17 protein-coding genes, 1 rRNA gene and 2 riboswitches are annotated in these 20,113 nt (G+C 44.1%); of the genes, 4 read left to right on the forward strand and 14 right to left on the reverse strand.

What is annotated here, in order from left to right:
* From AZ46_RS12555 to AZ46_RS12585, 7 genes are all read right to left on the reverse strand, one after another.
* Positions 1 to 70, reverse strand: a 16S ribosomal RNA gene (locus tag AZ46_RS12555); the annotation flags it as partial.
* A 348-nt stretch (positions 71 to 418) separates the two neighbouring features.
* Complete coding sequence (locus AZ46_RS12560) at positions 419 to 1,744, reverse strand: NCS2 family permease (RefSeq protein WP_029286127.1); 1,326 nt, start codon at positions 1,742 to 1,744, stop codon at positions 419 to 421.
* A gap of 147 nt (positions 1,745 to 1,891) precedes the next feature.
* Positions 1,892 to 1,993, reverse strand: a riboswitch (purine riboswitch).
* 83 nt (positions 1,994 to 2,076) lie between these two features.
* Positions 2,077 to 3,597, reverse strand: a complete 1,521-nt coding sequence (guaA, locus tag AZ46_RS12565; protein WP_029286129.1) for a glutamine-hydrolyzing GMP synthase — start codon at positions 3,595 to 3,597, stop codon at positions 2,077 to 2,079.
* 140 nt (positions 3,598 to 3,737) lie between these two features.
* A riboswitch (purine riboswitch) is annotated at positions 3,738 to 3,839 on the reverse strand.
* Between the two features lie 30 nt (positions 3,840 to 3,869).
* A complete protein-coding gene (locus tag AZ46_RS12570; RefSeq protein ID WP_029286131.1) occupies positions 3,870 to 6,053 on the reverse strand; it encodes a transglutaminase TgpA family protein in 2,184 nt (727 codons plus the stop codon).
* A complete protein-coding gene (locus AZ46_RS12575) occupies positions 6,050 to 7,270 on the reverse strand; it encodes a DUF58 domain-containing protein (protein WP_029286133.1) in 1,221 nt (406 codons plus the stop codon). The genes AZ46_RS12570 and AZ46_RS12575 overlap by 4 nt, the downstream gene beginning before the upstream one ends.
* On the reverse strand, positions 7,270 to 8,232 hold the full coding sequence (locus tag AZ46_RS12580; protein ID WP_029286135.1) for an AAA family ATPase: 963 nt from the start codon (positions 8,230 to 8,232) through the stop codon (positions 7,270 to 7,272). Before AZ46_RS12580 ends, AZ46_RS12575 begins: the two co-directional genes overlap by 1 nt.
* Positions 8,233 to 8,667: 435 nt before the next feature.
* The gene (locus AZ46_RS12585) at positions 8,668 to 9,588 is read right to left on the reverse strand and encodes a LysR family transcriptional regulator (protein WP_029286137.1); all 921 of its coding nucleotides are present in this window, start codon (positions 9,586 to 9,588) and stop codon (positions 8,668 to 8,670) included.
* Between the two features lie 132 nt (positions 9,589 to 9,720).
* Between AZ46_RS12585 and AZ46_RS12590 the strand changes: the two genes are divergently transcribed.
* Positions 9,721 to 10,299: a LysE family translocator gene (locus tag AZ46_RS12590; RefSeq protein ID WP_029286139.1), complete on the forward strand. Its 579-nt coding sequence runs from the start codon at positions 9,721 to 9,723 to the stop codon at positions 10,297 to 10,299.
* A 139-nt stretch (positions 10,300 to 10,438) separates the two neighbouring features.
* Here the strand turns inward: AZ46_RS12590 and AZ46_RS12595 are convergent, their stop codons facing one another.
* Positions 10,439 to 11,488, reverse strand: coding sequence for an NAD(P)/FAD-dependent oxidoreductase (locus AZ46_RS12595; RefSeq protein ID WP_029286141.1), 1,050 nt, complete (start codon positions 11,486 to 11,488; stop codon positions 10,439 to 10,441).
* Positions 11,489 to 11,769: 281 nt separating this feature from the next.
* On the opposite strand from AZ46_RS12595, the gene AZ46_RS12600 reads away from it, so the two are divergent.
* The 3 genes from AZ46_RS12600 to AZ46_RS12610 are packed head-to-tail and all read left to right on the forward strand — an operon-like array spanning position 11,770 to position 14,563.
* Complete coding sequence (locus tag AZ46_RS12600) at positions 11,770 to 12,558, forward strand: phytanoyl-CoA dioxygenase family protein (protein WP_029286142.1); 789 nt, start codon at positions 11,770 to 11,772, stop codon at positions 12,556 to 12,558.
* A complete protein-coding gene (locus AZ46_RS12605; protein ID WP_029286144.1) occupies positions 12,555 to 13,415 on the forward strand; it encodes a helix-turn-helix domain-containing protein in 861 nt (286 codons plus the stop codon). Before AZ46_RS12600 ends, AZ46_RS12605 begins: the two co-directional genes overlap by 4 nt.
* 32 nt (positions 13,416 to 13,447) lie before the next feature.
* Positions 13,448 to 14,563: a mandelate racemase/muconate lactonizing enzyme family protein gene (locus AZ46_RS12610; RefSeq protein WP_029286146.1), complete on the forward strand. Its 1,116-nt coding sequence runs from the start codon at positions 13,448 to 13,450 to the stop codon at positions 14,561 to 14,563.
* 172 nt (positions 14,564 to 14,735) lie between these two features.
* On the opposite strand, the gene AZ46_RS12615 is transcribed toward AZ46_RS12610, so the two are convergent.
* The 6 genes from AZ46_RS12615 to AZ46_RS12640 form a co-directional block, all read right to left on the reverse strand.
* Complete coding sequence (locus AZ46_RS12615; protein ID WP_029286148.1) at positions 14,736 to 15,443, reverse strand: hypothetical protein; 708 nt, start codon at positions 15,441 to 15,443, stop codon at positions 14,736 to 14,738.
* Between the two features lie 218 nt (positions 15,444 to 15,661).
* A complete protein-coding gene (locus tag AZ46_RS12620; RefSeq protein ID WP_029286150.1) occupies positions 15,662 to 16,546 on the reverse strand; it encodes an ROK family protein in 885 nt (294 codons plus the stop codon).
* 99 nt (positions 16,547 to 16,645) lie between these two features.
* On the reverse strand, positions 16,646 to 17,974 hold the full coding sequence (locus AZ46_RS12625) for a PTS sugar transporter subunit IIC (RefSeq protein ID WP_029286152.1): 1,329 nt from the start codon (positions 17,972 to 17,974) through the stop codon (positions 16,646 to 16,648).
* A gap of 12 nt (positions 17,975 to 17,986) precedes the next feature.
* Positions 17,987 to 19,393, reverse strand: a complete 1,407-nt coding sequence (locus tag AZ46_RS12630) for a GH1 family beta-glucosidase (protein WP_029286153.1) — start codon at positions 19,391 to 19,393, stop codon at positions 17,987 to 17,989.
* Positions 19,394 to 19,408: 15 nt separating this feature from the next.
* Complete coding sequence (locus AZ46_RS12635) at positions 19,409 to 19,717, reverse strand: PTS sugar transporter subunit IIB (RefSeq protein ID WP_029286155.1); 309 nt, start codon at positions 19,715 to 19,717, stop codon at positions 19,409 to 19,411.
* Position 19,718: 1 nt separating this feature from the next.
* Complete coding sequence (locus AZ46_RS12640; protein WP_029286157.1) at positions 19,719 to 20,060, reverse strand: PTS lactose/cellobiose transporter subunit IIA; 342 nt, start codon at positions 20,058 to 20,060, stop codon at positions 19,719 to 19,721.
* Positions 20,061 to 20,113: the final 53 nt, after the last annotated feature.

Consider the following 20,113-nt stretch of genomic DNA (forward strand, 5'->3'; position numbering starts at 1 on the left):
TCCGCTCGACTTGCATGTATTAGGCACGCCGCCAGCGTTCGTCCTGAGCCAGGATCAAACTCTCCGAAGAAAATTTGTGACTCATAAATGTTGCTGACTTAAAAAATTTAAAACGTTTGGTACGCTTTTGGTTTTGTTTAGTTTTCAAAGATCATTTTTTTGCTTCAAGAGCAACTTTTAAATCATACTATACTAGATTCATAAAGTCAACATCTTTTTTCAGAAGCTGTGTTGTCATTCGTTCGCGACAACAGATATTAATATACCACGATAACTTTGATGCGTCAACGTTTTTTTAATGGTATTTTTCAGCTCCGTGCGCTTCTCTTAAAAAGCACAAGAGTTAATATACCAACACCAGAAGGTAAAGTCAACAAAAAAAGAGATGCCGCAGCATCTCTTTTTTCCTTCTATTCTATTATCCTGCCAAAAAGACAAAGTAGAGGATGAAGATGATGAACAATCCATACATGATCGGATGAATCTCTTTCGCCTTCCCTTTCACAATCATTGTTACCGGATAAAAGATAAACCCAATAGCAATTCCTGTTGCGATGCTGTACGTGAGCGGCATGGCAATGATAGTCAGGAATGCCGGTACAGCAATCTCAAACTTGTTCCAGTCTATTTTTCCGAGAGATGAAACCATGAGTATTCCTACTATAATAAGTGCAGGCGCTGTTACCGGCGCTGTGATGACACCGAGCAGCGGCGAGAAGAACAAGGCGAGAAGGAACAGCCCGGCTGTTACGACGGATGCAAATCCCGTTCTCGCACCTGCCGCAACTCCTGCAGATGATTCAATGTAGGAAGTCGTTGTTGATGTACCCAGAATCGAACCAATAACCGTTGCAGCAGAGTCTGCAAATAACGCTTTACTTGCTCTAGGAAGTTTATTTTCTTTAATAAGCCCTGCCTGGTTAGCTACCGCTACAAGTGTTCCTGCAGTATCAAAGAAATCTGCAAAAAGGAAAGTCAGAATGACAACCAGCATTTGAATGGTGAATAATTGATCAAGATTTGCAAAAGCAGCACCGAATGTAGGTTCAAGACTTGGAACAGCTCCAACCACTTGTGTCGGAACGTCAATTAATTGAAAGATCATTCCCACAATTGCTGTAAGGATCATTCCGTAGAAAATTCCGCCGTTAATTCGCTTAACCATAAAGATAACAGTCACAAATACTCCGAAAATCGCAAGCAATGCGTTTCCGTCTTTCAAATTGCCGAGACCTACAAGCACAGCGTCGTTGTTTGTTATGATTCCCGCATTCTGAAAACCTACAAAAGTAATAAACAATCCAATACCGGCTCCAACAGCGTACTTCAGTTCCTCCGGGATTGAGTTAATGATTTTTTCTCGGAGACCTGAAGTTGTCAAAACAATAAAGATCAGACCCGAAACAAGAACGCCTGATAATGCTGTCTGCCAAGGGATGCCCATTGTTAGAACAACTGTAAAGGCGAAGAATGCGTTCAGCCCCATTCCCGGAGCAAGCGCTATCGGATACCTGGCTATGAGCCCCATCAATAGAGATCCAATAGCTGCAGCAAGAGCAGTCGCCGTAAACACAGCTCCCTGATCCATTCTTAATTCGTTTGGAAAATCAGGAACTGACGCCAGAGAAAGTGTCAGCGGATTGACGAACAGGATGTAAGCCATTGATAAGAACGTTGTCAGTCCTCCGATAAACTCGCGGCGATAGTTCGTGCCAAGCTCTTCAAACTGAAAATACTTTTTCATGTTAAATCCTCCTGTATCTTAACGTCGTGCCGGGGGCCCGTGTATGAACAAACAGATAAGTGCAAAAAAAGCGCTCCCTGCTGCAGAGGAGCGCTTGACGACATGGATATTAGACAGATTGGCACACATTAGAGTTATCCAAATGCACCGAACTATATAATACCTCGTAGTCAAGCTCTTTACGGCAGCTTGGTAGAAACTTTTGGGCCATATCCCCAACTTTATACGACGTATTTAGACAATATTTTTGATAGGTCTATCTTATCAGCATAGGCACAAAGTCGTCAACAAAAAAAACGAACATTTTATATAAAATGTTCGTTTTTGTTCGTTTATTCCCATTCAATTGTAGCCGGCGGCTTGCTCGTGATGTCATAAACTACGCGGTTTATGTGTTTTACTTCATTTACAATGCGAGTAGAGATGATCTCGAGAACTTCCCACGGAATACGTGCCCAGTCAGAGGTCATGCCGTCGATTGACGTTACGGCGCGTATGCCGATTGTGTAATCATATGTTCTTGCATCCCCCATAACACCTACACTGCGTATATCAGGGAGAACAGTGAAGTACTGCCATACATCCCGTTCAAGACCCGCTTTTGCGATTTCTTCACGAAGGATTGCATCTGATTCACGAACAATCTCAAGTTTTTCTTCTGAGATCTCACCCAATACGCGAATCCCAAGTCCAGGACCCGGGAAAGGCTGGCGCCAAACGATTGCATCAGGAATGCCAAGCTCAGAACCAAGCGCGCGCACTTCATCCTTGAAGAGAGTGTTCAGCGGCTCAATCAGTTTGAACTGCATATCCTCCGGAAGTCCGCCTACGTTATGATGCGATTTAATCGTTTGAGCTGTTGCCGTTCCGCTCTCGATAATATCTGTGTAAAGCGTACCCTGCGCAAGGAATTCAATTCCTTCTAGCTTCGTTGCCTCATCATCAAATACATAAATGAACTCATTGCCGATGATTTTACGTTTTTGCTCAGGATCGGATACGCCGCGGAGCTTGTCCATGAAGCGGTCTTTTGCATCCACTTTAATGACGTTCATGTTAAAGCCTTCACTGAATGTCTTCATTACGCCTTCAGCTTCATCTTTGCGGAGAAGTCCGTGATCAACGAAGATACAAGTCAGCTGATCGCCGATCGCCTTATGAATAAGTACGGCCACAACGGAAGAATCTACGCCCCCGCTCAGTGCACAAAGCACTTTTTTGTCGCCGACTTCATCGCGGATTTTTTGAAGCTCAAGCTCGATAAAGCTTTCGATGGACCATTCACCGCTGCATCCGCACACTCCGAATACGAAATTGCGGAGCATATCGTTTCCGAATTCTGAATGGCGCACTTCCGGATGGAACTGAACGCCGTAAAGACGTCTTTCCTCATTGCTGATTGCAGCAAAAGGGCATGATGGGCTAGTTGCATCAACGATAAAGTCATTCGGGATATCAGCTACAAGATCGCCGTGGCTCATCCACACAATCTGCTGTTTAGGAAGATCTGCGAAAAGAGCAGTTTCTGTTTGAACGTTCAATGTCGCTTTTCCATACTCACGGTGATTGGCAGCTTCTACTTTCCCGCCAAGGTAGTGAGTCATCAGCTGCATACCGTAGCAAATCCCGAAAACCGGGATGCCCAGGTCAAAAATCCGCTCATCGCAGCGGAAGGCATTTTCGCCATAAACACTGTTTGGTCCGCCTGAAAGGATAATTCCTTTAGGGTTCATTTCCTTGATCTCTTCTGCTGTCAGCGTGTGAGGATGAAGCTCACTGTATACGCCAAGCTCACGGATTCTGCGGGTAATCAGCTGGTTGTACTGACTTCCGAAATCCAAAACGACTACCATTTCATCATGCAAGTTGTTCACGGATGTTCACCTCATTTAAAAGATACCCTAAAAAATAGGATTCAGAAATTGAGCATAAAAAAAGCTGGAACTACACCTTCCAATTCAAAAAGAAAAGAAGGCAGAATTCCAGCTTTTACAGGTGTATATTCTGCCTTCATAGTCAGATTATTTGCGGCAATCCGGTAGAGACTCTCGAACCATATTATCGAGGATATATGAAGGGTAAGTACTATTAATTTTCCCTATTCTAACAATCTCCCGCAATTCGGTCAAGATGCTATCTTTTTAATTAAATTTTCCCACAACTTTATCGATTTTATCCATTCTTCTTTCGAACTGTCTCCCCTGTACAGCGATTTCTCATAGCTGGCCGTCAGCTGAGTCATATCCCGCATATCGAAAAACGAGTCGATATAGCGGGCATAATCACGCAGGGTCTGTCCGTCCTGACGCTTCAGACCGTATCGTTCAAGCTGTTTAAGAAGGGCATTGTAGGCCTCGCCGTAGACCTTTTCGTCCTTCCGGTGCTTATACCTGAACAGGATCACGTACGGCATCCATCTTAATCTTGTTTTATATAGAACTAACGCAATGACCGCAGCAGCTGCCAGAATGAGATAAAAAGCAGTACTGCCGATCTGAATGTTAAACGGAAGTGGATTTTTTGATGTGCTGTCTGAGTTTGCCGTCTGGCTATCTTCAGGAACAGGCTCCCGCTCAGGTTCTCTTTGTTCAGGTGTTTCGGCTTCAGGCGTTTCGGAAGTATTGAGATTAAACGTAAAATCATAGGGGTTTGTAAAGCTTTTCGTCGGCTCAAACGGCACCCAGCCGATGCCGCTGAAATATACTTCAACCCAGGAGTGGGCATTATTGTTTGTCACTGTATACTCTTTTTTGCTGCCTCCAAGGCTCTGGACGAAAGAACCGTCTGAATAGCCCTTCACCCAGCGGGCAGGAATATCCGCAGCACGAAGCAGAACGATCATGGAAGTGGAGAAGTTATCACAGTAGCCTTTAAACGTCTCAAAAAGGAACTGGTCAACGTAATCCTCTTCCCCTCTTGGAACTGCTACGTCTGTTCTTTCATAGGAAAACTGTGAACCGCCCAGGTACGTCTCGATTGATTTTGCCTTATCATAGTAATTGCCGTTGCTCTCCGTCAGATTAAGCGCAAGATCGCGGACACGCTGCGGAAGTTCTTCAGGCAGCTGTGTATACCGGGCAATCTCCTCTTCTGAGAGTCCTTCATTTGATGTGACTTTCCGCAGTTCGTCAATTTTAAAATTAGGAAAATTGTATGCTGTTTCGTAGGAGCCGGGCGGAAAGTAGCCTCTGTCTTCTGAAATGCGCGGTCTCATCTGTTCAGAAACCGGGTTCACATCGAGAATGGCATTCTCAGGGAGACTGACAGACTGCACGCCTGCAGGGTAAATGATGTGATCATATCTGTACCTTCGGTCAATTTCCACACTGGCTGTCATCGGAACGGTCTCTGTCCCTTCTTCTGTAGAAAGGACCGTGATTTCATCTGGATCCATCTGCACATTATCCGCTTCAGGATCTGACAGTTCCCATCCCTTTCCCGTATAAACATCTTTTGTCTCCACTTTCCAGTAGTGACGGTCTTCAGCAACTGCGGTGAAAACAGGGGTATTGTCAGCTACAAAAGAACCGCCGAGCTGTTCATCATTCGGGCCGTATCCAATTTTATTGACACCGCCGTTCGGCCCTTCATCCTGACTGCCGTAAGCCGTCAGATAAGGAACCGGGTCCGGCCACTGCGGCTCCGCTTTCGGGGCAAGGATTCCGACAAAAACGGCAGAACCGATCAAGGCACTAAGCGGCAGAACCCACTTGACTGTCATATAGCGGTCCCTCTTAATCCGTTCATGAATACGCAGTCTTTCAAGATACAGAAGACCAATCAGCACAAAGCCAATCACGACAATTCTTACAATGGCGATGCTTGCATCATACTCTGTAAACGTATCAAGAACGGTGACATACACAAGAGTTATGATAAAAAAGAACATGATGCGCTTTTGGACAACGATCCAATAATTAATCAGGTACACAAGCAGCCAAAGCAGGACAAAGAACAGCAGCGTCCTGAACGGTGAGGTTATGTCCATCCATGACGCATTCATCATAAGAGCAATGTTATCTCTAATGTCATTTATAAACGTCCCTATCCAGGAAGGATTCAAAAGAGATCCTTCAAAAAACAAAAGATGCTGCACAAACAGAATATAGACGATTTTTACAGCAGCAGCGGTGTACCATTTGGCTCCAATTGAAATGAAAAAGAAGCTGATCCCGATAAAGAGGACAAACACAAGGGTGTTTCCTGTTTCGGTAAAGTCCTGAAGGGGTCTTAGCCACTCCCATAATAAAAGAAAGGCAAAGGCATAGTAGATGAAAATCGCTGTCTGTCTTTCAAATTGTTCACTCACAGCATGCTCACCTCTTTAAAGGCTTCTTCAAACCGTCCCGCTCCGACGGCTTTTGTTATGATTTTCCGTTTGATCAGCCGGTCCATCATCACTTTTTCTTCACTTGTTATCCGTTCACCCTCTTTTTTCACAAGAAAGACGAGCGTCGCATGGCTGCGCGATCCCAGGCGTTCAAGCTTTCTGACCAAATCAAGAGATAAGGCGGATGTAACAAGCAGAGGGGTCGCATTTTTAGATTGCCAGACAGGAAGCTCCGTTTCTGCAATTTCCGCAAACGATGTCCCGCTGTCGCAGTCCGTTTTTGCAAGGTGGTAGTAGATCTGCTGCAAATGCTGTTCCGTCTCCCCAATGGAAAAAATGGACTTTTCGCTGCCGATGGAAACAAATCCGAGTTTGGCACCGCTTTTGATGATTGATTTAGCAAGGGATGCCGAGAACGTGACGATTTCCTCAAATACATCTGATGGCGTGCGGTCCATCATCACTACAACATCGTGACTCTGCATCTGTTCAAATTCCTTTGTCATAATGCGGTCGCGTCTTGCAGTTGATTTCCAGTCAATCCAGGAGAACCTGTCTCCCGGCTGGTAATCCCTTATGCCGATAGCCATAGTCGTGTCCTGCCAGAACTTCGCTTTTGAGCTCGCTGCCCCCTGCTCAAACTGTTTTTCATTCTGTCTGTAGGATAAATCAACAGAATGCGGATAGACGAGAAAGTAGTTTTCGGCATCAAATGTCACTTCTTTATCAATCAGTCCGAACAAGTCGCCGGTTCTTACCCGGACCTGTGTAAACCGGTGTTCTCCCCTTGGCATCCGGCTTAATTCGTAGCTCATGATGATTTTCTTTTTAAACCATGGATACAGCAGCTTTTTCGGCTCCTGCATCTCCATAAGTTTTGAGAGTTTTTCCGGCAGTACATCCTCCACCACCAAGTAAAACAAGGGAAACGGGAAGGCACGCTCAATTGTTATTGTCCCGATCAGCTTTTCCCCCACTGAAAACTGCTCCTGATTAATGGCCCTTGTGACTTCAAACGTCCGCAGCGGGCAGAGGGCAACGAGCAGGGAATACAGGGAAATGGGCATAAAGCTGTAAAAAAGAAACCAGCTGACAAATCCCCCCTGAAACATCGCATATGCAAAGGTAACCGCCGTGAAAAACAACAGACTGACAAGCTTCCAGACATACCGGATTTTCAGAAAAAAACTTTTCATTAACGGCTCATCGACCTTTGCACAGGAACGGGCGTCCTGGAAATGATTTCAGTCAGCAGCTGTTCGGCAGACTTTCCTTCGTATTTCGCTTCGGACTTAAGGATCATCCGGTGAGGAAGGGTGTAAGGAGCAAGGAACTGGATATCATCCGGAATCACATAATCACGGCCGTATAAAAAGGCATATGCCTGCGCGGCTTTCATGAGGGCGATGGACCCGCGGGGACTTGCTCCTAAATAAACGGACGGATGTTTGCGTGTTTTTGTGACGAGGTCAATAATATACCGTTTAACCGTTTCGTCCACATACACGGTTTGAATTTCACCCTGCAACTTAACAAGTTCTTCTTTTGTGATGACAGGTTCAAGAGTGTGAATCGGACGTTCTTTCTCCGCAAGGTTCAGGATCTCAAGCTCTTCACCTGCAGATGGGTATCCCATCCTGATTTTGAAAAGGAACCGGTCCAGCTGTGCTTCAGGCAGAGGGTACGTGCCTTCATACTCAATAGGGTTCTGTGTAGCCATTACGAAAAACGGCTTGCCGAGTGATTTCGTCACCCCGTCAACCGTTACATTGGCCTCCTCCATTCCTTCAAGGAGAGCAGACTGCGTTTTAGGAGATGTCCGGTTGATTTCATCCGCAAGGACAATGTTGCCCATGATCGGACCCGGACGGTATTCGAATTCCAGGGTTTTCGGGTTGTAAATGGAAACACCTGTGACATCAGAAGGAAGCAAGTCAGGCGTGAACTGGATTCTCTTAAAATCCGCTCCCACAGATCTTGCAAGGGATCTGACCATCATCGTTTTTCCGACTCCCGGCACATCTTCAAGCAGAACATGTCCTTCCGCAAGAATTGCCACAAGGCTGAGTACAGCGACATCGCGCTTCCCGACCATGACACGCTCTATATTTTCAATCACTTTGCTTAATTTCGGATGCATCATATCATTTTGAGCCATTCTCATCCTCCTAGGACCATTTATCGGGCATGCTGCTTAACTCTATACACATTCGAAATAAAACGACAAATTCCTGTTTCTTTTTACACATTTAATCTTTTCTTAACAATATCACGAAACCTTTTCCTCAAATCAAAAGTGAGCACATTCACAGCAGATTCATGTGAGCTATGATTTTATCCATAATTTAAAAAAGCCGCTTCACAGGATGGAGGCGACTTTCGTATTATGCTTTTAGTTTACAGTCCCGCGATCAACCTGCTCTCCCAGGATTCCCATATTAGACGTCACTTTCTGGGAAACGCCGCAAAGAGCCTCTATGGCATTTGCTTTGTTTTGTCCGAGTTGTGTGACCACGTCTGAGAATGTCATTTCCATTTCCAACTGATATCGCACTGTATTCAGCACTCTATTAATTATTTGTCAGTTCTATAATCAATTGGTTAATTCCACGATTTTATTTTGAACACCTTTATCCGTTTCATTGGTTGAATTTAAAACAAGCTCAACAAATGCTTTTACTGCTGGAGACAGCCATTTTTTCCTTTTTATCAGCATATGAGAATAAATTTGATCAAACTTTTCATTGTGATGAATGATTTTCAATTCTCCCCTTTCTATTTCTTCTTTAACAGTAATGTAAGGCAATACAGAAAAGCCAATCCCACTCATAACAATCTTTTTAATAGCTTCTATACTCCATAATTCCATTATTTGAAAGTTGTATAGATCACGTTTCAAGAGATATTTTTCAAACATCGACCTGTAACTGCAGCCTTCTTCATTTGTGATAAAAAAATGGTTGGTTTGGTTTCTTTTGTACTGGTCAAAATGGTACAGGCTATTATTGCTGCCCACAAGGACAATTTTCTCCTCAAGCAATGGATAATGATAGCATTTCTCCGGTTTGAATTCCGGATAGACCATAAAGGCGACATCTGCCCGTCCTGTCATCAAGTCAATTTGGTTTTGCCCGCATGTACCGTTGCTAAGTATAAGTCTGACATGAGGATATTTTAAAGTGAACTCTCTAATAATTGGGGACAGCCTTGAAATAGTCAGTGATTCCGGAGCAGCCACTTTTAAAACTCCCCCAAATTCATTGGCACCCCGCATATTTTTTATTTGTTCATGAGTAGCCAGTAGATCTTCGGCTAGGGGGATCAGTTCCCTGCCTGTATGAGTAAGCTGCAGTTTCCTTTTTACATAAGTAAATAACTCTCCTCCAATTTCTTGTTCAAGCGATTGTATATGTGCAGTAATTGTGGATTGCGTATAGCCTAGCTTAGAAGCAGCGGCTGTATAACTTCCTATTTCCACAATCGTCATAAATGTTACTAGGTGTCTGATTTCCATAACGTTTCTCCTTACCTGAAAATATTATCGAAAAAAATGATAATGAAAATAACAATTTCGATTTTATTTATCATCAATGTCATCTTACAATAAAGACTGTTCAATAGTAAATTAGAAAACGAGGGTGGATTTATGAATATAGCAGCGTTTCTTTCCTATGTAATTATTACTTCAGTTACACCAGGTCCAAGCAATATTTTAATGATGAATGAAGGACGGAAATTCGGTTTTATAAAATCATGGAAATTCAACAGCGGAATATTGGCAGGATTTGCATTATTAGGTCTTTTAAGCGGAGTATTTACTACAAGCTTATACGATTCGATACCTTTAGTAGAGCCGTATTTTAAAGCAGCTGGTGCGGCATATTTACTCTACTTGGCATGGAGGGTGGGCTTCCGAAAAGGCTCGGGGGAAGATTCCAGCATCGAGAGATCTTCTTTTTTATCAGGGTTTATCTTCCAGCTAATAAATATCAAAAGCATTTTGTTCTTTTTAACCGTTATGAGTATTTTTGTATTACCGTACTATTCATCATATGAAGCAATAGGTTTTTACTTATCTCTGTCTATTCTTCTAGGGTGGACAGCACTTTTATTGTGGTCTGGGTTCGGTTCAATGTTCAAAAAATTCTTTTCTGAATATGACAAGTTCTTTCGAGTGATCATGAGTTTATTGTTGGTATATTCGGCGGCAAGTATTTTTACTTGATACGTTCCATATTCAAAAAAAATATACAATCGTTCTTGAAAATACATAAAGCAATGCAATCCCCCCCCCATAAAACGCATTGCTTTATATATATTACTGTTTCATAAATCAAGAGAGATGAGCCCTCTCTATTATTCAGCTATCTCATCATCTCTTTAACTAATTCTCTGTTCCGCTCTTTAAACACCTCATTATGAGAAGAAACCATTGCTGCTTTATGCGCTCCCGGCTGTATGTACTGCTTTGCCTTGTTCACGGCGTTTGCTGCATCCTGAAAAGCTCCCGCAATCAGATGCAGTTTGCCTTCATGCATGAGAATATCTCCCGCTGCATAAAGACCTTCTACAGATGATTCGCTTGATTGGTTCCCGGCAATATAAAATTCCTCAGCAAGGGCTATGTTCAGGCTGCTGTTTTGCAACAGGGCCGCATCCCTTTCGTATCCATGGTTAATGACAACTTCATCTACTTCGAGGAAGAAGGTATCTCCTGTTTGATGATTCGTCAGTTCTACCTTCTCGATTCGTTCGTGATCATCAGAAGCGAGGAGTTTTGTAATCGATGTATGGAAAAGGCACTCCGCTCTGCTGTTCATCAGCTGGGATACTTGTGCTTCATGGCCTTTTAGCGCATCCTTTCGGTACACAACATAGACGCTCTTTGCTACCGGCTCCAGTTCAAGCGCCCAGTCTATCGCTGAATTCCCGCCCCCTGAAATAATGACCGTCTTGTCTTTAAAGCGCTTTAACGATTTAATCGTGTAATTCAAGTTTGATACTTCAAATCTCTCTGCCCCTTCAATTTCGAGTTTCTGAGGATTCAGTATGCCGCCTCCAACTGCCGCGATAATCGTCTTGGAGAAATGTGTGCGGCCTGATGCTGCTTCTAGTTCGAAGATTCCCTCTTCAGTTTTTGAAATGGACACGATTTTCTCATTCAGCACGACCTCCGGCTGAAACGTCAGCCCCTGCTTAACAAGCTGTTCAATTAATTTTGCACCTGTAATGGGAGTCATTCCTCCAATATCCCAAATCATCTTCTCTGGATATACATGAACCTTTCCGCCAAGCATCGGCTGAAATTCAATAATTTTCGTTTTCATTTCTCTAAGCCCGCTGTAAAAAGCAGAATACAGCCCCGCCGGACCTCCTCCTATGACTGTTACATCAAACAATTCGTGTTTCTTCACACCCTTCATCCCCTTAATGAATCATCTATTTTGATTGTGCAATTACGATTGATTATCATTCTCAATTAAATATACTTTGTATTCTCTCTTTTGACAAGCTTGTGTTTTAGTAAATTACTCAGGTCACCCTCTAAAAAAACATTATCCGCTCTTTCATAAACCCGTAAATTGCTGTGATAAATAACAGCAATTTTTTGTGTATATTGAGCATAAATCAATATAGCCTATCAATAAACTTTCTTCTATAATGAGGTTATTCAAGGGATTAAGGGGGAGACGGAATGAATTTACACGGTTTAACTATTGAACAAAAAATGATGTGGGAACGAGACGGATACTTGGTTTTTGAGGATTTTCTGCCGCAAAAAGAAACCGCTTACTATAATGAGAAGCTGGATCAGGCGATGACAGTGTTTCGCGAGGAAAACCGTAAAAATCCTGAAACCGGAGTCCTTGATCATGTCGATCAGATCTGCGGAATCATTGAGCATGAAGAGGCCTTTCTTGAGCTGATGGAAAATCCAAAAATGATGAATGTGATGCGGGACCTCCTTGGAGACCAGTTCGTGATGATCGATAACGACGGCTTAATCAAGCCTCCGAAAAAAGCAGCTCATACAAACTGGCACCGTGACACGGGCACAATGCTGTTTGTCGATGAAAAACCGGTTCCCTTCATGATTAAAGTGTTCTACTTCCTGTCTGACGTAAGCTATGACGGGGGATGTCTTGCTTTCCTTCCGGGAAGTGTTCACATGAGCAACGATGAGCTGCCAAAGGTTGAGAATCAGGAAGATATGCCTGGGCATGTCCGAATGAACGTGAAAAAGGGAACAGCCGTTGTTTTTCACGGCTCTGCCTATCACTCAGCTTTAAACAATTTATCTGAGGAAACAAGACGCTCCCTCATTTTTAATTACGCACCTTCCTTCGTCCGCACCTGGCCGGGATATGAGCCTTCAGAGGCTTTAAAAGCAAAAGCGGATACAAACCTGCGAAAAATGCTTCTCGGCATGACGCCGTGGTGTTCAGATGCAAAGGCGTTTGAAGAAGAAGCTGTGAGTCGATGAGCGAAAAAAAATACTTTGAACATGTTTATTCGCCGAGCGGGTTTGCCCGCTCGCATTTGTTTTTTCCTTTAATCGGCGGATTCAACAAGATGTCGCCCGAGTTTTATTTCGAACGTGACTATTACCCTGCATGGGAATTTCTATATGTTACCTCCGGCAAAGGCTGGTTTGCTATAAATGATCAATGGATGAAACTCGAACCTGGTGATGGGCTCCTGTACGACATGAGACTCCCACACAAATATAAAGCAGACCCTGAAGATCCGTACGAAATGATGTACCTCGTCTTTAATGGCGATGAAATGAAGCATCTCATGGAAAAATGGTTTCCATCCCCCTCCACTTTAATCAGAGGCACGGCAGGAAAAGAGGAGTATGAGACAACGCTGATCCGGATTTTAAAAACGGGCGAATCGGCTGATGACAAAGCAGAAACCGAAACCAACATTCTCATCTATCAAATGCTGACACAGCTGCTGAAGTACAGCCGAACCGAACCTAAAGACCTGAACAGAGCAAAGCCTGAGTCGCTTGAACATGGCAGAATGTACATGGAAGAGCATTTCTCTCAAGCAGCAGACATCCAGGATGCTGCCAAAGCGGCAGGCTTAAGCTATTATCACTTCATCCGCCAGTTCAAGCGCTATTATGGCATTTCTCCTAAAGAATACTTAACCAAGCTGAAGATTGGCCATGCGAAAAAGATCCTGATCTATTCCGACAATCAAGTGAGCGAAGTTGCAGAGGCATCAGGCTTCAGCAGCTACAATGCTTTTTTGACAACATTTCTTCAGCATGAAGGTGTCTCTCCTACTCATTTCAGGAAGACATGGCGTTTGTCCAGGTATCATTCATAACTCATATTCCATACGAAATAGGTGAAAGACTCGTGAAAATTACTGACGTAGAAGCCATATACTTGCGACTGCCGGAAATCGATGCCCTCCGCTGTGACGGGACACAGGATACACTGCTGGTCCGGATTCATACTGATGAAGGTATAACTGGAATAGGAGAGGTTGATTCTTCACCGCAAGTGGCTAAAGCTATTATTGAAGCGTCGGCCTCTCATTTAATAAGCAATGGGTTAAAGGATATCATTATTGGAGAAGATCCTTTTGACCGTGAGAAGCTTTGGAACGATATGTTTCATGGCTCCTCCTACTATGGAAGACAGGGGGCAGCCATCCACGCCATCAGCGGAATTGATATGGCTTTATGGGATATTGTCGGCAAAACCGCAGAACGGACAACCGCTCAAATGCTGGGCGGCGTATACAGAAACCGCGTAAAAGCTTACGCAAGCCTCGTTATGCCTGAAACGATTAAAGACGCCTGCCTGCTGGCAGAAAAGTTTATGGACATGGGGTATAAAGCCATTAAATTTGGCTGGGGTCCATTTGGCGCAGACGACTATTTTGATGTTGAGGCTGTGAAGGCCATTCGGTCTGTTATCGGAGAACGGACAGAGCTTATGATCGATATCGGACAGCGATGGGATGCCAAGCATGCCATTAAAATGGCCAGGCGGTTTGAAGAGTATGGTGTGCACTGGATAGAAGAACCGCTTGCTCCGGATGATCTGGAGGGCTATGCCATGCTTTCGGCAGCAACCGACATTCATATCGCGGCAGGGGAAAATGAGAGCGGAAGAAAAGCGTTTGAAAGACTTATTAAAGAAGGCCGGGTGGATATTATCCAGCCTGATTTGGGCAGGTGCGGAGGATTGACGGAAGGAAAGAAAATCGCTGATCTTGCTTATGCCGAGCAAAAAATGATCGTCCCCCACGCATTTAAAACAGGCATATTGGTCGCTGCAAGCACTCATTTTGCCGCCAGTATTTCTAATGGTTTTCTAATGGAATATACAGTTTCCGATTCGCCTCTTGCCAGGACACTTGTCCAAAACCCGGTGCTTTTTAAAGATGGATACGTACATCTTCCTGACAGGCCCGGACTCGGCATAGAGATTGATCCTGATGCGGAAGCGAGATTTAGAGTGTGAGAGAATAATTGATTGAATAACGTTGAAACATGCAGATATTTCCCCGGGAATGAGATCACCTTTTGCCGATACAGACAGATTTCTATCATATCGTGTCTATTTTGGACATATCGCCGGGCGATACAATAAAAAAAGAGTCAATCCGCTTATGATGGGGTTGACTCCTGCTTTGTTATTTTTTGAATAAAGAAAACAGCCAGTTCCAGCTCTCTTTAGGCCCCTGCATTCTTTCTTCAAGGCGTCTGTTAAAGTCATTCTGCGAATTCCATTCCTGCTTCTGCTCATCACGCATGGCCTGAATTTGCTTTTGAAGCAGCTCGCTCTTTTCTTTTTCCTCTTCAAGAAGCGCTTCATAGTGGGCACTCTGCTGCTGAATCAGCTTTTCCATTTTCACGTTCGTCTTGTGAGCTGAATTTCCGATTGTGGAGCTGATGACGTGGTGGTCCTGCTGAAGTCTGGAGACAGCTGTTTTCAGGTGAGACATATCGTTTTTCAGCTCCAGATTCATCTCCCGCGCGGCTGCAAGCTCATTTACCACATACATCAGAGCTTCTTTCAGCTGAGCCGGGTCATTCGGCAGCTGATTGTATGTACCTGATACAGCAATCTCTGACGTATCGGATTCTGTTAAACGCTCCTTTTGCCGTTCCACTAGATCCTTTGCCGTTTCGTCCAGCGGCTTGTCCGTATCGCGGAGCGCTATAAGCGCATTCAGATCAGTCTGAACGAAAATTCGCCTGTCTCCATCTTTTAAGAATTCATATCCGTTCCGTTCTAAGATCTGGCCATATTTACGGACGGTGGGCGTTGCAATCCCCACTTCTTCCGCGGCTTCCTTTGAAGAAAATGCCCGTTCATTCGGTTGTATATCGCGTCTCATATCGGCCCCCCTTTCCTTTAACTATGAAGGCTTTCCTTCCTTTTTGCAAGCTGTATCGCCGGGCGATACGAGGATGAATCAGATAAAGTCAGCATGAAGGTGAAAAGCTGAAGAAAAAGCCTCATTCATACTTGAATCAGGCTTCATTTACTGGTATTCACTTATAGTATTCGAACCTGTGCACCCCAATTTAGTCTGTGGTTCTTATTTTTTCTGCGTTACTCCATGTTTTTTGAAGCGATATGATGATAGACTGCACCGATTATGCCTGATTGGTTTCCGAAACTTGCCGGCTTCATTGCAGCCGAGAATGCCGGTTCAATTTCCAGGATCCGCTGCTCTAATTCATGCATGAATGTTTTTCTTGAAATAATGCCGCCACCGATATAAAAAACAGGAGGTGCAAATACATAATATAAATTCAATATGTTCATTGCGAGTCCGGTGTATAAGTCACCGACAAGACGCGAGGCTGCTTCTTCCCCATTGTCATAGGCTTCAAAGATTTGCTCGCCGGATATATCTTGAAAAGGGATGTTCTTGCACTCTGCGTATTTCTGACGGAGGATTGCAAGCGTCGCTGATTTGTTAAACTTATGACTTTCTGCAACGTCACTTGTAACGTGTTCGCTGAACATGTGACCAAACTCACCCGAACGGTTGCGCACACCGCGGTAAAGAGCGTCGTTCAGGTAAATGGCACCGCCAATACCCGTTCCAATCGTAAGGAAAAGAAAGTCCCGCTCTTCCTTTGCACTTCCTTTCCATTTTTCCGCAAGCGCTGCACAATTCGCATCATTTTCTGCACTAATAGTCAGGCCGGGATATCTCTCTTTAAAGTAGTCAAAAATGTTAAAGCCATTAAAATCGACAATCGCACCGCCCATTTCAATGAAACCCGTGGCCGGATCAATATATCCTGGAATGCTGAGAGCTAAACCTGCTGTATCCGAATCAATCTGCCTTTCAATTTGAGATAGAATCGTCTCGCCTTTTCTGTTCTCCAAAGACAGTTTCCCGGACTCTATAAGCTCACCTGCAAGAGAAAATTTCCCGATTTTCAAATCGGTTCCGCCAATATCAAAAGCTAATAGATGCTTCATCTGTATCTCCTTCTTTCCTATTTAATATGGCCGCTCTCATGAAAATAAAGAATTACCCCCTGCATCTGTGTGCGGGGGGTAATTTTATATTCAGTTCTTTCAAGCAATCGCACTTTCTGACTGTTCTTTTGCTTTAAGCTCTTCGCTGTAAGATAAGCGGTCCTGCATTCTGACGAATGGCAGATAGATTGCCACAGACATCGCAATCGTTGCAAGCTGCAGCAGGGCAGCTCTCCAGCCGCCAATCAAAAAGCCTGAAACAATCGGCGGTGTCGTCCAAGGAACCTGAAGGGCGTTGAACGGTTCTACCCATCCCCAAATGATGGAGAAGTAGACCATGAACGATGCAAGTGCAGGAACCACGATAAATGGAACAAACATGATTGGGTTGAACACAATCGGCATACCGAAAATGATTGGTTCGTTGATGTTAAATAGTCCTGGGCCAAGAGATAATCGGCCGAGCTGCTTTAAGTGTGACGACCTTGCCACCATAAGTGCCGCGATAATGAAACCGATCGTAATCCCTGATCCCCCGAGTTTTGTAAATACATCCAGGAATTGAATGGTTACAACTTTGGCATTTTCTCCGACAACCAGTGCTTCACCAGAATCAATAATTGCCTGGTTTTGCAGGGCATTGGCTGTAAGAAGCGGTCCCATAACCCCCATGATGATGGCAGCACCATGAATTCCGCACCACCATAAAAGGGACATCAAGACCATGATCAGGACTGCTCCAGTAAGCGTGTCCGTCAAGTTTTGCACAGGTACCTGAAGCAGTGTATAAACAACTTCAGTAAATGTCTTATCAGCAAAAGCCTGACAAAGTGCAAATACAATGACTGCAGCTGTGATAACCGCAAATCCCGGAATTAAGGCAGAGAACGAGTTCGCTACACCAGGAGGAACACCATCCGGCATCTTAATGCGAATGTCGCGTTTAATAAATTGAGCATAAACGAATCCAACAAATAGTCCGACTACAATGGCTGCAAGTACACCTTGTCCGCCAGTCCAGACTTTTGGAATAACGCCTGTGACCGTTTCGCCGTCTTTTGTCAGGACAGAAGCCTGGGTAATAATCAGGAAGGCAATGATTCCTAAAATACCGGCCGGCGTACCTTCTATTTTTTCATTCTTAACGTATGAGTATGCAATTCCAAAGACGCCGATCAGCGCCAGAATATCAAATGTAGAACCGACAACCTGAGTAAGCGGCAGGCTCCACTGTTCACCGAACAATTTTACCATAGTTTCTGCCCAGCCAGGAATCGGAGCAGCAAGAATGAGCAGGAAAAGGGAGCCGATGATCGTCATCGGCATTGTTAAAATAAATCCATCCTTAATTGCAAGTGTCGGTTTCGCATTTGCAAATCGAAGGAAGAAAGGCATGAACTTTTCAAATATACTTTCTAAGCGGCCCATCAGATTGCCTCCTTAAAGTTCTTCTGCGCGAGTGGCGATGATGTCCTTGTACCAAAAGAACGACTGCTTCCGTTTTCGTGCAAGACCATTTTTGTGGTCAACGTAGATAAATCCGTATTGTTTTTTATATCCATTCAGCCAGCTCAGCAAATCAATGACAGACCAGGCAAAGTATCCTGAAACATTAATTCCTTCGCTTACGGCATTCTTTACAGCTCTTAGATGGCTTTCAATGTAGTCGATGCGGGGCTGATCAAGAATCTCTTCGCCTGCGATCGGGTCTTCATCTCCCAGACCATTTTCAGTGATGTAGATCTTGATGTTTCCGTAACGCTCTTTAAGCATGCGCATACCATCAAGGAATGCGTCAGGAGCGATTTCCCATCCCCATTTCGTATATTCTTTATCATCCATCATGACTGTTTTGTATACGCCGTCGAATGACGGATTTCCAGGCTTGCCTGTTGAATTCTCGCGGCCGCCTGACATAACGAGTGCTGAATCGTTTTTCATGACCCGCTGCGGACAGTAATAGTTCAGTCCGATGAAATCATTCATAGGAGCCGTCCGGCGAAGCAAATCAAGCTCTTCCTCTGTCATTTCCGGAAGCAGCCCTTGAGCTTCAAGCGCATCCGTTACGTATTCAGGGTAAGATCCTTTTAAGATTGGATCATAATACCAGTGTGTCGAATAGGCATTCGCATGTCTTTCAGCAAATTTATTTTCTTCGTCGTTATCAATGCTGAACGCAGGGTTGAATACGTGAGTGATGCCGATTTCGCCTTCATAGCCTGACTTCTTGAAGCTTTCCACTGCACGTGCATGAGCAACAAATACATTATGTGTTGCCTGGAAGTAGGCTTTGGCATCCCCTTCGATTCCCGGCGGATGTGCGCCTGTTAAGTAGCCTAACGAACAGAAGATAACAGTCTCGTTAAACGTAATCCAGTTTCGTACACGGTCGCCGAAAGCTTTATAGCAAACTTCAGCAAATCTGACAAATGCATCAGATGTTTTCGTGTTCCGCCATCCTCCGTCTTCTTCAAGAGGCTGCGGCAGATCCCAGTGATACAGTGTCACGAAAGGGATAATGCCATATTTCAGACATTCATCAATGACATTGTTATAGAAATCAAGTCCCTTTTGGTTTACCTCTCCAGTACCGTCCGGGATAATGCGTGTCCAGGCAATTGAGAAGCGGTATGATTCAAGGCCCATTTCTGCCATGAGCGCGATGTCTTCTTTATATCTGTGATAGTGGTCAATGGCCACATCACCGTTCGTTCCTTCAAATGTTTTACCGGGAATCTTTGAAAAGACATCCCAGTTTGAAACTCCTTTACCATCCTCGTTCCATGCACCCTCTACTTGGTATGAAGCCGATGCTGCACCGAAAAGGAAATCCTTTGGCATTTTCAAAATCATTCACCCCGTTTATTTATTTGCTAGTTTCAATGCTTGATCAAATACTTTTGCGCCGTTCATCATGCCGTAGTCAACCGTGTTGACAACATCAATCGCAACACCTTTTGGTTCACAGATTGATTTTCCTTTGTTCAGTAAGTATTTCACTTGAGGACCAAGCAAAGCGACATCGATTTCATCCGCATACTTCTCCATCTCTGACTCAGGGTATGCTGCAATTTGAGCCTCTACACCGCGCTCAGAGGCAACCGCTTTCATTTTCTCCACTAACATACTAGTTGACATGCCTGCTGCACAAAATAGTCCGATCTTTACCATATCAATTCATCCCTTTCAAATTGTTAATTTCTTTTTGCATAGCCATCATATGATCCAATAATTCTTTTACTAGAATAGTATTCATCAAGTGATCCTGGGCATGAACCATCAGGACGCCGACTTTTGCTGATTTTCCTTGAGCCTCAAGTGTGACAAACTTTGTCTGAATCGCGTGTGCTTCCTTTAATACGGAATCACCTTTCGCTACTTCAGCTTCTGCCTCTTCGATTTTGTTTTCTCTGAGCAGATGCAGGGCTGCATGATAACTTGCTTTCGCATCTCCTGAAAACGCGATCAATCCAAAAATATCTTCAGGGCTTATTTCAATTGCTTGTTCAACCATCTATGTACACCCTTTCATAAGTATGATTTAAATTCATAGGTACAAATTTTATA

Source organism: Metabacillus indicus LMG 22858 (assembly GCF_000708755.2).
Taxonomy (GTDB): domain Bacteria; phylum Bacillota; class Bacilli; order Bacillales; family Bacillaceae; genus Bacillus_P; species Bacillus_P indicus.

Bases quoted from the DNA above. Each gene is read 5' to 3' on its own strand.
- AZ46_RS12600 (WP_029286142.1), top strand. From the start codon at position 11,770: ATGAATTTACACGGTTTAACTATTGAACAAAAAATGATGTGGGAACGA.
- AZ46_RS12590 (WP_029286139.1), top strand. From the start codon at position 9,721: ATGAATATAGCAGCGTTTCTTTCCTATGTAATTATTACTTCAGTTACA.
- AZ46_RS12615 (WP_029286148.1), bottom strand. From the start codon at position 15,443: ATGAGACGCGATATACAACCGAATGAACGGGCATTTTCTTCAAAGGAA.
- AZ46_RS12605 (WP_029286144.1), top strand. From the start codon at position 12,555: ATGAGCGAAAAAAAATACTTTGAACATGTTTATTCGCCGAGCGGGTTT.
- AZ46_RS12625 (WP_029286152.1), bottom strand. From the start codon at position 17,974: ATGGGCCGCTTAGAAAGTATATTTGAAAAGTTCATGCCTTTCTTCCTT.
- guaA (WP_029286129.1), bottom strand. From the start codon at position 3,597: ATGGTAGTCGTTTTGGATTTCGGAAGTCAGTACAACCAGCTGATTACC.
- AZ46_RS12575 (WP_029286133.1), bottom strand. From the start codon at position 7,270: ATGAAAAGTTTTTTTCTGAAAATCCGGTATGTCTGGAAGCTTGTCAGT.
- AZ46_RS12580 (WP_029286135.1), bottom strand. From the start codon at position 8,232: ATGGCTCAAAATGATATGATGCATCCGAAATTAAGCAAAGTGATTGAA.
- AZ46_RS12560 (WP_029286127.1), bottom strand. From the start codon at position 1,744: ATGAAAAAGTATTTTCAGTTTGAAGAGCTTGGCACGAACTATCGCCGC.
- AZ46_RS12620 (WP_029286150.1), bottom strand. From the start codon at position 16,546: ATGAAGCATCTATTAGCTTTTGATATTGGCGGAACCGATTTGAAAATC.
- AZ46_RS12585 (WP_029286137.1), bottom strand. From the start codon at position 9,588: ATGGAAATCAGACACCTAGTAACATTTATGACGATTGTGGAAATAGGA.
- AZ46_RS12635 (WP_029286155.1), bottom strand. From the start codon at position 19,717: ATGGTAAAGATCGGACTATTTTGTGCAGCAGGCATGTCAACTAGTATG.
- AZ46_RS12640 (WP_029286157.1), bottom strand. From the start codon at position 20,060: ATGGTTGAACAAGCAATTGAAATAAGCCCTGAAGATATTTTTGGATTG.